The sequence below is a fragment of the Brevibacillus nitrificans genome (assembly GCF_003710965.1).
In the GTDB taxonomy this organism is placed as follows: Bacteria; Bacillota; Bacilli; order Brevibacillales; family Brevibacillaceae; genus Brevibacillus; species Brevibacillus centrosporus.
The window spans coordinates 820,151-834,179 of record NZ_RHHU01000010.1; the positions used below are offsets into that span (position 1 = coordinate 820,151).

Consider the following 14,029-nt stretch of genomic DNA (forward strand, 5'->3'; position numbering starts at 1 on the left):
TAGAAGTTTGCGTTTGTCAAAATGCTGTAGTAGCCCTTTATTATCGAGGCAGGTTAGTAAAAAAATAAAAAAAGGGTGTCCAATATGAAAAAAGGATTAATGCTTTGTATTACGATCATGTTGATGCTATCGTCGGCTTGTGAAAATGTTGAAACAACATCAACTGCAAATATTTCTCAAACAAATACTACCCGTGAGCATGAATCTGAAACGGATGAGCCCAATATTCCAGAAAATACCGCTGAATATTGTGATGGGGTATGGACAAATTTGGATAGTGAAACTGAAAAGCTTTTCTATGGAACTTGGAAAGTTGAGAAACTTTTGGGGTTTGCAAATTCATACAATGATGCTTCTGAATATCCAACAGGGCAAAAAATGATTGGTGATGAATTTATAATCAAAAAAGACTTCTTTTCATCAAAAGGACTTAAAAACTATAAGGATTATCAACATGAACTGAAAAACCCAATATATAGGCTAGAATTTATATGCTATAACTCAGACTCTTTTTATCGTTTATTTAAAACAGATCCCGATCCTTTAAATATAAATATCAATGATAAAGTAAAATACATAGTAATCAATGACTCTTCTACAAAACTTGGCATACCTCTAAGTTTTTTTATTGTTAATAATGATAGGGTTATCTTGGTATTAGAGGCAACATCCTTTGAACTTAAAAAAGCATGACCTATTCTACATGTGCATGGTCATGCTTTCGATAGAAGAATTCTTGCCCTGCCATTTCGTTACACGTAGTAGAAGCAGGTGAGGACCAGGGAAAACAGGATCATCCCGAAACCGGATACGAGCAATAGCGACGTTCCGCCTCGCATGATCGCCTCCTTTTTTCGCCGAAAAGAAGCATCCTCTACCGAATAAAGATCGCTTTCCAGGACGCGTGGCTTGCGGAAGATCATGTCTTTTAACTGCTGGAAGCCGCGTGCGAAAGCGGTGAAGAACCCTGAGCGAATGACCAGGATGATACAGCCGAAGATGACGAAAAAGAGTCCGTAGAGAAAGCTGTTATTAATCAGCGGCAAGAGGCTCGATGTCTGGGTGATGAATCCTAGCACGACGCCGCTCGCGATCATGAGCGCGAGTAGCGGGTACGTCCATTTTTTCATGGCGGGTGCACGTCCTTTACTTCAATGTAGGGGTAGTGAGCAACCGCTCTGCCTCCCGCATAAAGGCCAGTGTGGATGGCGAGCAGGCCGCAAGAGAGCGGACGACGAGCCCAATTTGCCGATAGACAGGCGGTGAGAGCTCGATCACTTTCACGTTTGGCAACGAAGAGGGCAGCGTGAGCTCAGGGACGACGGTCACGCCAATGCCGGCTTCTGCCATAGCCAGAATCGTCGTGTTGTCGACGACCTCGTATTTAATCTGTGGTGTTAGGCTTCTTTTGGCAAATTCCTGATGCAGCAGAACCTCGCAGCCGGCCATGGGCATGATAAACGGCTCAGAGGCGAGCTGCTCAAAGGTGAGCGCTCTTTCATTTGCCAGCGGATGCTCTGAGGACAGGACGGCCTTTAGCGGATCCTTCCTGAGTAAAATCCCTTCCAGCCCTTCTTCCGGCAGGATGTGAAATCCCACATCGATGACGCCAGAGTGAATCCACTCTTTGATCTCAGGATACGTCCCCTCAAAAAGACGCGTTTCCAGGTGGGGATACAGGCTGCCCAGCTCCCGGATGAGCGGATGCGCGAAATGCTCGGTGGCACTGGGGAAAGAACCGATGCGAATCGTCGTATGTAAAAGGCCGGATGACTTCGCTGCAATTTCTTTGATGCGTGATGAATGCTGCAAAATCAATCGGGCAGAGGCAACGATTTCTTCACCGGCTGCGGTAAGCTGTACGCCCGTGCGATTCCTCACAAACAGGGAGACGCCCAGCTCCTTTTCCAAGGTACCGATCGTATGACTCACCCCTGATTGGCTCAGTCCGATCTCCTCACCTGCCCGTGTGAAGTTACCAATGCTTGCAACCGCTACCAGCACTTCGATTTGAAACAAGGTCATGCTTCTCGTCCTTTCATGAAGGAAATGTCATGTCTAGCATGGGAAACTCTCATTTTACACAGAATCGTGGCAGAATTATGATAATAAACAAGGAAGCAGACCCGAGACTTCTAAAGGAGAGAGCAAAATGAAATTGGTAAATGTCTATCACGTGGACGCGTTTACGCAAGATTCTTTCGCAGGAAACCCCGCTGGCGTTGTTCCTGATGCTGATACGTTGACTGTACAGCAAATGCAGCAGATTGCCAACGAGCTAAACCTTCCTGAATCGGCTTTTTTGATGGCAAGCGATCACCCGGAAGCCGATTTTCGTATCCGCTACTTTACCCCTACGACCGAAATCAATTTTTGCGGCCATGCCACAGTCGGGTCGACCTGGCTTTTGGCAACTGAAAGAGGATGGCTGGAAAAGGGACGTCCGATTGTATTCGAGACCAATGTCGGGCTGATTCCGGTGACACTTGACGTCGAAGCGGGGCAGCTAAAAAAGGTGACAATGACCCAGATTGCGCCATCTGTGCGTGAGATCGAGCTGGATCAAGCAGAGGTAGCACGTATGGTAGGCATTCGCCCGGAAGATCTGGACGATCACTACCCGATGAAGCTGGCTTCCACGGGTGGATTGCATTTGCTGGTTCCGGTACGCACACATGAGGCGATTGACCGGGCTGTGCCGCTGTTTCCAGAGCTGGAAGCATTGAATCGGAAACACAAAATTACTACCACGCATTTGTTCACATGGAATGGACCACAAGGCTACGATGTGTACACGCGCGATTTTGCTCCGGCGATTGGCATCCCTGAAGATCCCGTAACAGGTGCAGCCAATGGGGCTCTGGCAGGTTACTTTGCATTGGAAGGCATTTTGGAAAAAGGAAGCGTACATCACCTCGTCGTGGGGCAAGGGCATGCGATCCAACGCCCGGGTACCTTGTATGTAACGGTAGAAATGACAGGGGAAACGCCGGTCATTCGCGTCGGTGGCGCTGCCCATGTCACGATTGCGGGTCAGCTTCGCCTGAAAGCGGAGTCATAACTTCAAAAAGAAAGTCCCCTTCATTTGCCTATGGCGAAAGGGACTGACCCCGTAATGTGAGACGAATCTGTCCTGCGGACGAGGGTCAGTCCTGAGAGTGAGGGGGACTTTTTGCTTGAAATCAGTATGGCTGCCAGCGCAGCTTGCGGGCTTGGGCAAAGCGCTCCTCGACGTACCGCCAGTTGACGACGTTCCACCAGGCGTTTACGTAGCGGTCCCGTTCGTTTTGGTAATGCAGAAAATACGAATGCTCCCAGACATCGAGGGCGAGCAGCGGGACCGTATCCCATTGAGACAGATTCTGATGCTTTTCCGCCATTAAAATCTCCAGATGCTGGGCGCGAGGTGACCAGACGAGGATCGCCCAACCCGGACCTTCCACTTTGTTTGCCGCCTGGGTGAACTGTGCTTGAAACGAGGAGTACGAGCCAAAGTAGCGCCGGATTGCTTCCGCCAAATCTCCGCTTGGTTCCCCGCCCCCATTTGGGCTCATCGATGGCCAGAAAATCGTATGGAGGTAGTGTCCAGCGCCGTTGAATGCCAGTTCGCGCTCCCAATGCCGAATCAGATCAAAGTTTCCGTTGGCGCGTGCTTCGGCCAGCTTCAGCTCGGCTGTATTCAAGTCGTCTACGTATTTTTTATGCAGCTTGTCATGATGGATCCGCATCGTTTCCGCGTCGATATGCGGTTCCAGCGCATCGTAGCTGTAGGGGAGCGGGGGGAGTGTATGGCGGCCGGCGGAGAGCGGACGGGCGACAGGAACAGGCTCGCGCTGGGAAGGGTAGGAAACGGGAGTGACGACTGCATCAACCTTCTCAGGCTCGTTTAACTGCACCAGACGCAGGAAACGGTGAAACTGCTCCTGTACTTCTTCCGCGCGCGCCAATAGGACAGGCAGCTCCTCGGATTGGGTGTCAGCATTCAGCCGTGCTGCTTTTCTGCCCAATTGGATAAAGGTTTCTTCGAATTTATGCAGGTGATGCTCTAGCTCGCGATTCCATTTTTTCTGGTCTCTCATGCGTTCAATCCATTGACGGCCCCACTGACTCCAGTCCAGCAGCTGCTTGGTTTGCTCTTCCAAGGGAATTCCTCCTGCCTTAGGCAATTCTCATTCCCAACGTATGAAAAGGGCCCAGTGTGTGTGCGGCATTCGCGGAGTACAAGAAATTTAAACTACGCATATGGTAGTAGCACACATGTCAGAGTGGTATGCTGTACTATATTCATCACAACAGGGGAGACACAATTGCATGAGTAGAGAGCGAGCTATAGCCGTCATTGATTCAGGAGTGGGAGGATTAACCGTAGCCAAGGAAGTCATGCGTCAGCTGCCCGAGGAACGGATCGTATACGTGGGAGATAATGCCCGTTGTCCGTACGGCTCCAAATCACCGGAAGAAATTCGTGCCTACAGTTTTCAGATGATTGATTTTGTGATGAAGACTCCGCTAAAAGCGTTGGTCATTGCATGCAACACTGCGACTGCAGTTGTTCTGGAAGAAGCGAAGGCGGATTTGCCGCTGCCGGTCATCGGCGTGATCGATCCGGGAGCACGTGCTGCGGTCAAAGCGACGAAAACGGGTCATATCGGGGTCATCGGCACTGAGACGACGATCCGTACGAAAGCATATGAGCGCGCATTGCTGCGTGTTCAACCCGATTTAATCGTGTCGGGCATGGCTTGTCCGCCGTTTGTTCCGTTGGTGGAGAACCATATGGCTGACACAGATGAGGCACGCCGCGTGGTGCGGGAAACACTGGCACCTCTCGTCGGCCAAGAGCTGGACACCCTTATCCTGGGTTGCACGCATTATCCGCTGCTGGCACCGATCATTCAGGAAGTGATGGGGGAACAGGTGACTTTGATCAATTCTGCCGAAGAAACGGCCAGTGAGCTCGCGAATCAGATTGCGGCGATCAAGAGTATTCAGACGCGGGAAGTGCCACAGCATTTGTTTGTGACGAGCGGGGAAACATCGCGTTTCCGCTCCATCGCAGAAGAGTGGCTGAAATGCCCGGTGCAAGTCGAACACCACTCCCTGGAAAAGTCTTTTCAGTCGTAATTGTCGACTTTGAACGCATAAACCCAAGCCCTGCTCGTATACATGGTAGTACAAAGTGTCTCGAGGAGGGCTGGGAAATGAAGATTCGAAGCATTAGCCAAGCGACAGCTGTGCTAGGGGTCAGCGCTTTGCTGCTATCAGGCTGCGGTCTCTTTGGCCCGGAAAAGGAAGCGACCAGTATCGATGCACCTCCGCAGTCACAGGTGGCAGTGGATGTGCCGGATCTGACGTCGCCTGACAACGGTGCAGCGACAGAGGGAACAGAGACAGTCGTGCAGGGAACGGCTGAGCGTACCGTGTACTTGCAGGATCCGAACGGGTACGTCGTGCCTGTATCCTTGACTCTTCCAAAAGAAGAAGGGGTTGCCAAGCAGATTCTGAGCTACATGGTCAAAGGTGGGCCGGTAGAAAGCCTGCTCCAAGGTGGATTCACTGCCATACTGCCGCAAGGGACAGAAGTGAAGGGCCTCGTCATCAAAAACGGAGTAGCGACCGTCGACTTTTCCAAAGAGTTCAAGACGTATGAGGAAAAAGACGAAAAGCGGATTCTGGATGCGGTGACTCGCGCCATGACAGAGTTCAGCAACGTCAAAACGGTGCAGATCTGGGTGAATGGAACGCCGTTGACGGAGATGCCGGCAGCCAGCACGCCGATTACGCAGCTCGACCGCGGTCATGGAGTCAACCTCGAGCTGGCGGATGGCGCCATTCCGGGCAACACATCGTCCGTGACCGTATTTTTCCAAGGGCAGCTGGATGACTCCCGTACGTATTTTGTACCTGTGACTCGTTTGGTTCCTGCTACGGCAGACATCGCGAAGGCGACAGTAGAAGAGCTGATCAAAGGGCCGAAAGAAGGCTCGCAGCTGTTCAGCTCCCTGCTCCGTACGACCCGCGTCCTGGATGTCAAACAGGAGAAAGACGTGCTCACTGTCAACCTGAGCAACGACATCCTCAAGTATGACGAAGGCAAGGAAGCAAGTCCGGATGCACTGGAGTCGCTCGTTTTGTCACTGACGGAGAGCACGGGTGCACCAAAAGTGCAGCTATTGGTGGAGGGCAAGCCCTTGGCGAATGGCGACTACACCAAACCGGTGAGCCGTCCCGTTCAGCTAAATCCGCTGCAATTCTAATCTGCATGAGGCAAATGACCACGTTCGGTGCTGCGAGCGTGGTTTTTTTGTACGCTTTTTCGTCAGCCATGGCGCCTGACGTCAATTCCATGAGCAGGCTGAGCACGGCGACGCTGTTGAACCAATCCCCGATGCCGCTAAGCCGATTCGCCGTGAGCATCCGGCGCAGGTGGGGATGGCGTAAAACGTGTACCGATCGCAACCCTTTTTCTCGCCCGAAGGAGGAATCATCCTATTCATGCGAATATTTGCAATTGAGGCAAATAGCCGTTGGGCGTTTGTTCAGTGGCAGACCAAATCCTGCCTCTGGTATAATGAGCGGAGTGTATCAAAGCGATTTAGGAGGAACTTGGAATGAGAGTGGATGGCCGTGCCCATGACCAATTGCGTCCAGTTACGATTACGCGCAATTACATTAAACACGCAGAAGGATCTTGCTTGATCGAAGTCGGAGATACAAAGGTGATTTGTACGGCAACTCTGGAGGATCGAGTACCTCCGTTTATGCGTGGTGGCGGAAAGGGATGGATCACAGCCGAGTACTCCATGCTCCCGCGAGCGACAGCAACGCGCAATGCTCGGGAGTCGTCCAAAGGGAAAGTAGGCGGGCGCACGATGGAGATCCAACGTTTGATTGGGCGTGCCCTGCGTTCAGTCGTTCATCTGGAAGCGATGGGCGAGAAGACGATCTGGATTGATTGTGACGTGATTCAGGCGGATGGCGGTACGCGAACAGCCTCCATTACAGGTGCATTCGTCGCTTTGGTTGACGCGATGCAAAAGCTGGTGGAGAGCGGTACCTGGAAGCAGCTGCCCCTGCACGATTTTCTGGCAGCAACCTCGGTAGGTGTCATCGGGGAAGAAACGCTGCTGGACTTGAATTACAAAGAAGATTCGACAGCTACCGTAGACATGAACGTCGTCATGACAGGCAAAGGCAAATTTGTTGAGCTGCAAGGTACCGGGGAGGATGCTCCATTCTCGCCTGAACAGCTGCAGGATATGATCGCACTTGCGAAAGCAGGGATCAACCAGCTGGTTGCCGCACAGAAAGAGGCCCTGGCTGACGTACCTTTGACGTTTGCAGACCATGTAGCGGAGGAAAGCCATGTCTGAACGCAGACAAGTGGTGCTCGCCACGCGCAACCAGGGAAAAGTCAAAGAGTTTAACAGACTCTTTGCGGAAGCAGGCTGGGAAGGTGTTAGCCTGGCGAATTTTGAAAACGTGCCTGAAGTAGTCGAGGATGGCGAAACATTCGAAGCGAACGCGATAAAAAAGGCAGTGACGATTTCTACATACTTGGGAATGCCTGCGATCGGCGATGATTCGGGCTTGGAGGTCGATGCCCTGGAGGGTAGACCTGGCGTTTACTCGGCACGCTATGCAGGCGAGGACGCTACCGACGAAGAGAATTGGCGCAAGCTCCTGCAGGAAATGGAAGCTGTACCGGATGCGGCTCGTACGGCGCGCTTCCGCTGCACACTGGCTTTTGTTGTGCCAGGTGGGGAGCCTGTCATCACGAGTGGTTCCTGCGAAGGTGTGATCGCACGTGAACCGGCCGGGACGAACGGCTTCGGCTATGACCCCGTCTTTTATTTGCCCGAGCAAAATAAAAGGATGGCACAGCTGGCGCCGGAGGAGAAAAACCAGATTAGCCATAGAGCGCGCGCCATGCAAAAATTGCTGCAAGTCCTGCGCGAGCAAAAGTAAGCAAGCGGCGCCAGCTAAAAGAGAGAACGGGAGAGTGAGGTCGCAGGTGGGGATTCTGGTGATGAGCGACAGCCATGGTCTGGTGAGGGAAGTTGCGCAAGCTGTGGGCAGACATAAAGTAGAGAAAATCTTGCATTGCGGGGATTTCTGTGTGGATCATACGCGAGAGCCCTTTTCCAAAATGACGCTCGTCCGGGGCAACTGCGATACCACAAAGGCGGTCCCGACGGAGCAGCAGACGAAATGGAATGATTTACATATCCTGCAAACCCACGGCCATCTGTTCGGCGTGAAAAGCTCGCTGCTGCGTCTCCATTACCGTGCAGAGGAGACGGGTGCAAACGTCGTCATTTTTGGCCACTCCCATGTTCCCGTCTGTGGTGTGGAGCGGGATGTCCTGTTCCTCAACCCCGGAAGCCTCCAGATGCCGCGCGGTTTTGATGTCCCGACCTATGCGATTTTGGAGCAGACAGGAGTGACATCCACTGCCGTGCAAGTCTCGGTTTCTTTCTACGATCATCTGGGCAACCCGGTGAAAAGTCTGGGAGGAAAATACTCTCTTAGACGCTAAAACAGGGTCTTGTTGAAAATGAAAAGTTTTGTGCTATACTAGAATGGTTATAATGGCTAGAATATTATCGTCCGAGCCTTTATGGCTGGCGGTGTTCTTTGATCCAATCTAGGAGGGGAAGTTTACGTGGCAGCAAATTGGGAAAAGGTAGAGAATAACCAGGGAGTCCTGACGGTTGAAGTAGATGCTTCGGAAGTAGACGCAGCATTGGACCAAGCGTTTAAAAAAGTGGTACAAAAAGTTCAGGTTCCTGGATTCCGTAAAGGGAAAGTTCCGCGCAAAATGTTTGAAGCGCGTTTTGGTGTAGAATCTTTGTATCAGGATGCACTCGACATTCTGCTTCCAACTGCATACGGACAAGCTGTGAAAGAAGCTGGCATCGAGCCAGTTGACCGTCCAGAAGTTGACGTAGCACAAATGGAGCAAGGAAAAAACCTCATCTTCAAAGCGACTGTAACTGTGAAGCCTGAAGTGAAACTCGGCGACTACAAAAACCTGAGCATCGAAGAAAAAGACTTCTCTGTAACCGAAGAAAGCGTTGATGCTGAGCTGAAGCGTATGCAAGAGCGTCATGCTGAACTGGTAGCAGTTGAAGAGGGCGCTGCACAAAACGGCGACCTGGCAGTAATCGACTTCGAAGGCTTCCAAGACGGTGTAGCATTTGAAGGCGGAAAAGCAGAAGACTACTCTTTGGAACTGGGTTCCGGTACTTTCATCGCTGGCTTTGAAGAGCAAGTAGTAGGCTTGAATGTTGGCGAAGAAAAAGACATTACCGTAACATTCCCAGAAGAATACCACTCTCCAAACCTCGCAGGTAAAGAAGCGGTATTCAAAGTGAAGCTGACTAGCTTGAAGCGCAAAAACCTGCCAGTTTTGGACGACGAGTTCGCAAAAGACGTGAGCGAGTTCGACACGCTGGAAGAGCTGAAAGCTGACACCAAGAAAAAACTCGAAGAAAAATCCGCGCAAGACAAAGATCAATATGTTCGTGAGCAACTCGTTCTGAAAGCAGCTGAAAACGCTGAGATCGATCTGCCAGCAGTTATGGTAGAACACGAACTGGATCAAATGGTAAACGAGTTTGGCCAACGCCTCCAATACCAAGGTATGACATTGGAGCTGTACTTCCAGTTCTCCGGAATGGACGAAAGCCAACTGCGTGACCAACTGCGCGCAGATGCAACTTCCCGTGTTCGTACATCCCTGACACTGGAAGCAATCGGAAAAGCTGAAAACATCGAAGCAACAGAAGAAGATGTAAACGAAGAGCTGAACAAGCTGGCTGGAGTTTATGGCCGCCCTGCAGACGAGCTGCGTAAAATCTTCTCCGCTCAAGATGGTATGGCAGCCCTGTACCGCGATGTTCAAACTCGCAAAACAGTAGATTTCCTGGTTGCAGAAAGCAAAGTAAGTGCATAAGCTTAGGAAGAACGAATGATTGACCAGTAGGCGGGCAACCGTTTGCTGCTTTTGGAAAACACAAGGCACGATACGCTCGTGCCTTGTTTTTCCACCAAAGGATATTTTTTTGAGGTCCTTCTCACTGCATTTCGAGGTCGCATAGCCGCATGCTTTTCGGCAAAGGAGGAACATACATATGCTGATCCCTATGGTCATTGAACAAACGAGCAGAGGCGAACGCTCCTATGATATCTACTCGCGCCTCTTGAAAGACCGGATTATCCTTTTGGGCACAGAGATTGATGATGAAGTCGCCAATCTGATCGTCGCCCAACTGCTGTTTTTGCAGGCAGAAGATCCGGACAAAGATATTTCGCTATACATAAACTCTCCTGGCGGTTCTGTAACCGCAGGCATGGCTATCTACGACACGATGCAGTACATCAAGCCTGACGTTTCTACGATCTGTGTAGGTATGGCAGCAAGCATGGGAGCGTTCCTCTTGGCGGCGGGTGCAAAGGGCAAGCGTTTCGCTCTGCCGAACAGTGAAGTCATGATTCACCAACCGCTCGGCGGCGTGCGCGGGCAAGCAGAGGATATCCGCATTCATGCAGATTGGATCCTCAAAACCAAACGCCAGCTGAATGAAATTTTGTCAGAGCGGACAGGTCAGCCTATCGAACGAGTAGAGGCAGATACGGATCGCGACAATTTCATGAGCGCAGAGGACGCAAAGGCCTATGGCTTGATCGATGCTATTATTGAACGCAAAAACTGACCCGTTGTGAGGTGAAGCGCATGTTTAAGTTTAACGACGACAAAGGCCAACTGAAGTGCTCCTTCTGCGGCAAGTCCCAGGAACAGGTGCGCAAGCTGGTAGCTGGTCCTGGTGTATACATCTGTGACGAGTGTATCGAACTGTGCAATGAGATTGTACAGGAAGAGCTGGGCACGGAAGAAGAAATCGATATGAAGGAAATTCCGAAGCCAGTGGAAATCCGCAAAATCCTGGACGACTATGTCATCGGTCAGGATCTGGCGAAAAAATCGCTGTCTGTCGCGGTATACAACCACTACAAACGGATCAACTCCGGCGCCAAGATCGAGGATGTGGAGCTGCAAAAATCCAACATCATGCTGATCGGGCCGACTGGTAGCGGGAAAACCTTGCTGGCGCAAACGCTGGCTCGCATCTTGAATGTTCCGTTCGCAATCGCTGATGCCACTTCCCTGACAGAAGCCGGCTATGTGGGCGAAGACGTGGAAAATATCTTGCTGAAGCTGATCCAGGCAGCTGATTACGATGTAGAGAAAGCAGAAAAAGGCATTATCTACATCGATGAGATCGACAAGGTCGCCCGCAAATCGGAAAACCCATCGATCACACGGGATGTTTCCGGTGAAGGCGTACAGCAAGCTTTGCTCAAAATTTTGGAAGGTACCGTTGCGAGTGTTCCTCCGCAAGGCGGCCGCAAGCATCCGCATCAGGAGTTCATCCAGATTGATACCTCCAACATCCTGTTCATTTGCGGTGGTGCATTTGACGGGGTGGAGCAAATCATCAAACGCCGTTTGGGCAAAAAGGTCATTGGTTTCGGTGCCGACTTTACGGAAGGCGTAAAAGGCGACCTGAAAGCTGGAGAGTATCTGAAACACGTACTTCCAGAAGACCTTTTGAAATTCGGTCTGATTCCAGAGTTCGTCGGTCGTTTGCCAGTACTGGCGACGCTCGAGCCATTGGATGAAGAGACGCTCGTACGCATTTTGACGGAGCCGAAAAACTCCCTCGTGAAGCAGTATCAAAAACTGCTGAGCCTGGACGGAGTCGAGCTCGAGTTCGATGCGGGTGCCCTCTTGCAAATCGCGAAAGAAGCGATCAAACGCAATACAGGTGCACGCGGACTTCGTGCGATCATCGAGCAAATCATGCTCGATATGATGTACGAACTGCCTTCTCGTGAAGACGTCGACAAGTGCGTCATTACGGAAGAAACCGTACGTGATAAAGTGAAGCCGCAGCTCATGAACAAAGAAGGTCATGAAGTTCGTGGAGAAACTGCATAAGCTACTTGCTGGAAAAAAAGCCGCTCCGTGTATTCGGGGCGGTTTTTTGTACAGTAAGAATTTATAAGATTCTTAGCCAGTATAAGTGCAACTAAGGCTCCGCCGAAAGGCTTGGCGAAGCCAAGTTTTCTAACGTTTCCGAATGCCTTTTGGCGACGCGGGTTCTTGGTTTACGTCTACGATTGCGGGGCAATACTACAAGATATAGTTCAAGAGACGCTTTTACATAGGTGCAGTGGGAGGGATTCAAATGGACTATACGACATTGGTCATTGCCGTCATTGAAGTAGTCGTTGGGATCGTAATCGGGACCTACTTTTGGAATTTGCTGCGAGCACAACGGAATACCAAGACGTCCACGGAGAAAGAGTCGAGAAAGGATCTGGATTCGATTCGGCGGATGAGAATGGTGGCTTTGACGGAGCCGTTATCCGAGAAGACGAGACCGTCCACGCTGGAGGAGATCGTCGGACAAGAGGATGGGCTGCGTGCATTGCGGGCAGCGCTGTGCGGACCAAACCCGCAGCATGTCATCGTATATGGACCGCCGGGAGTAGGCAAAACGGCAGCAGCCAGGGTCGTTCTGGAGGAAGCGAAGAAAAATCAGCTTTCCCCCTTTACTGCGGATGCCAAATTCATTGAGATTGATGCGACGATTGCGCGATTTGACGAACGAGGGATAGCGGATCCGTTGATTGGCTCCGTCCATGATCCGATCTACCAAGGGGCAGGCTCCCTCGGTCAGGCAGGGATTCCCCAGCCGAAGCCAGGAGCGGTTACCAAAGCACACGGAGGAATGCTGTTCCTCGACGAAATTGGCGAGCTGCATCCTGTGCAAATGAACAAACTGCTGAAGGTGCTGGAAGACCGTAAAGTCATGCTGGAAAGCGCTTATTACAGTGAGGAAAACAGCCAAATTCCCTCGCATATTCACGATGTGTTCAAGTATGGGCTGCCTGCTGACTTTCGTTTGGTGGGAGCAACGACGCGATTGCCGGAGGAACTGCCTGCCGCGCTGCGCTCCCGTTGTCTGGAGATCTTTTTCCGTCCGTTGAAGCCAGGTGAGATTGGCAGCATCGTGCGTACGGCAGTTGCCAAGATGGAATTGGATATTGAGGATGCGGCAGTTTCTGTCATTGAGCGCTATGCGACAAACGGGCGGGAAGCGATTAATACGCTGCAAATCTCCGCCGGGATCGCTTTGACGGAGGAACGGAAAAATATCATCGCTGCAGATGTCGAGTGGGTGATGCACAGCAGTCAGAAATCGCCGCGCCCGGAAAAACAGGTGCATGAAACCCCGCAAATCGGCTTGGTTAACGGCCTTGCCGTCTATGGCCCCAATATGGGCAGTGTCATGGAACTCGAGGTAACGGCATCGCCAGCCATGGTCAACGGCCAAGGGAAAATGGCGATTACGGGAATGGCAGAGGAAGAGGAAATGGGCAGTCGCAGCAGGACGATTCGCAGAAAATCAATGGCGAGAGGTTCTGTGGAAAACGTGTTGACCGTTTTGCATCGCATGGGCATACGTCCGTACGATTACGATCTGCACATCAATTTTCCAGGTGGGATTCCTGTAGATGGACCATCAGCAGGAATTACGATTGCAACAGCGATTTACTCTGCAATCCGCGGCATTCCGGTTGACAACCGTTTGGCGATGACCGGCGAAGTCAGCATCCACGGGAAAGTGAAGCCAGTGGGTGGGGTCGTTGCCAAGGTCGAGGCAGCCAGGCAAGCAGGGGCGACCCGCGTCCTCATTCCTGAGGAGAACTGGCAAAGCATTTTTGCGGAGATGAAAGGCATTGAGATTATCCCGGTATCGACGGTTGCCCAAGTGATGGAGCTCGCGGTACCTGAACAGGCCGAGCCCGAGGCGGAAACGACGGGCTTTACGCTGCAGCTTCCTGCTGAGGATCTGGCATCTTCGCCATTTTCCTTGTAACACTCGGGAGCGCATGCAAATTAGACATCGCATGGCGTTTGCGCTACAATGGAAAAAAGCTTCTGCTTGCAAAGAGT

The 14,029-nt window shown here is 51.4% G+C and carries 14 protein-coding genes; 11 read left to right on the plus strand and 3 right to left on the minus strand.

Annotated elements, in window-relative coordinates; genetic code table 11:
- Positions 1-84 precede the first annotated feature (84 nt).
- Entirely contained in the window at positions 85-693 is a 609-nt protein-coding gene (locus EDM59_RS17445; protein ID WP_122924754.1) for a hypothetical protein, read from the plus strand.
- 59 nt (positions 694-752) lie between these two features.
- Here EDM59_RS17445 and EDM59_RS17450 read toward each other — a convergent pair whose 3' ends face one another.
- Together EDM59_RS17450 and EDM59_RS17455 are read right to left on the minus strand one after the other, a co-directional pair.
- Positions 753-1,130: a DUF3899 domain-containing protein gene (locus tag EDM59_RS17450; RefSeq protein ID WP_122924755.1), complete on the minus strand. Its 378-nt coding sequence runs from the start codon at positions 1,128-1,130 to the stop codon at positions 753-755.
- 16 nt (positions 1,131-1,146) lie between these two features.
- On the minus strand, positions 1,147-2,025 hold the full coding sequence (locus tag EDM59_RS17455; RefSeq protein WP_122924756.1) for a LysR family transcriptional regulator: 879 nt from the start codon (positions 2,023-2,025) through the stop codon (positions 1,147-1,149).
- Between the two features lie 127 nt (positions 2,026-2,152).
- Here EDM59_RS17455 and EDM59_RS17460 point away from each other — a divergent pair, with 127 nt between their 5' ends.
- Positions 2,153-3,061, plus strand: coding sequence for a PhzF family phenazine biosynthesis protein (locus EDM59_RS17460; RefSeq protein ID WP_122924757.1), 909 nt, complete (start codon positions 2,153-2,155; stop codon positions 3,059-3,061).
- A gap of 121 nt (positions 3,062-3,182) precedes the next feature.
- Here the strand turns inward: EDM59_RS17460 and EDM59_RS17465 are convergent, their stop codons facing one another.
- The gene (locus tag EDM59_RS17465) at positions 3,183-4,142 is read right to left on the minus strand and encodes a superoxide dismutase (RefSeq protein WP_122924758.1); all 960 of its coding nucleotides are present in this window, start codon (positions 4,140-4,142) and stop codon (positions 3,183-3,185) included.
- Positions 4,143-4,311: 169 nt separating this feature from the next.
- On the opposite strand from EDM59_RS17465, the gene racE reads away from it, so the two are divergent.
- The 9 genes from racE to lonB all read left to right on the plus strand — a co-directional run bounded on the left by racE (position 4,312) and on the right by lonB (position 13,952).
- Positions 4,312-5,124: a glutamate racemase gene (racE, locus tag EDM59_RS17470; protein WP_122924759.1), complete on the plus strand. Its 813-nt coding sequence runs from the start codon at positions 4,312-4,314 to the stop codon at positions 5,122-5,124.
- 77 nt (positions 5,125-5,201) lie between these two features.
- Positions 5,202-6,257: a GerMN domain-containing protein gene (locus tag EDM59_RS17475; protein ID WP_122924760.1), complete on the plus strand. Its 1,056-nt coding sequence runs from the start codon at positions 5,202-5,204 to the stop codon at positions 6,255-6,257.
- A gap of 354 nt (positions 6,258-6,611) precedes the next feature.
- On the plus strand, positions 6,612-7,373 hold the full coding sequence (rph, locus tag EDM59_RS17480) for a ribonuclease PH (RefSeq protein ID WP_122924761.1): 762 nt from the start codon (positions 6,612-6,614) through the stop codon (positions 7,371-7,373).
- Positions 7,366-7,968 carry an XTP/dITP diphosphatase gene (locus EDM59_RS17485; RefSeq protein ID WP_122924762.1) on the plus strand — a complete coding sequence of 201 codons (603 nt, stop codon included), beginning with the start codon at positions 7,366-7,368 and terminating at the stop codon, positions 7,966-7,968. Before rph ends, EDM59_RS17485 begins: the two co-directional genes overlap by 8 nt.
- 46 nt (positions 7,969-8,014) lie before the next feature.
- Entirely contained in the window at positions 8,015-8,539 is a 525-nt protein-coding gene (locus tag EDM59_RS17490; protein WP_122924763.1) for a metallophosphoesterase family protein, read from the plus strand.
- A 126-nt stretch (positions 8,540-8,665) separates the two neighbouring features.
- A complete protein-coding gene (gene tig / locus EDM59_RS17495; protein WP_122924764.1) occupies positions 8,666-9,958 on the plus strand; it encodes a trigger factor in 1,293 nt (430 codons plus the stop codon).
- Between the two features lie 178 nt (positions 9,959-10,136).
- Positions 10,137-10,718 (plus strand): ATP-dependent Clp endopeptidase proteolytic subunit ClpP, encoded by a 582-nt coding sequence (gene clpP, locus EDM59_RS17500; protein WP_092273954.1) that lies wholly within the window; start codon positions 10,137-10,139, stop codon positions 10,716-10,718.
- Between the two features lie 20 nt (positions 10,719-10,738).
- Positions 10,739-12,004 carry an ATP-dependent protease ATP-binding subunit ClpX gene (clpX, locus tag EDM59_RS17505; RefSeq protein WP_122924765.1) on the plus strand — a complete coding sequence of 422 codons (1,266 nt, stop codon included), beginning with the start codon at positions 10,739-10,741 and terminating at the stop codon, positions 12,002-12,004.
- A 250-nt stretch (positions 12,005-12,254) separates the two neighbouring features.
- Positions 12,255-13,952: an ATP-dependent protease LonB gene (gene lonB, locus EDM59_RS17510; RefSeq protein ID WP_122924766.1), complete on the plus strand. Its 1,698-nt coding sequence runs from the start codon at positions 12,255-12,257 to the stop codon at positions 13,950-13,952.
- Positions 13,953-14,029: the final 77 nt, after the last annotated feature.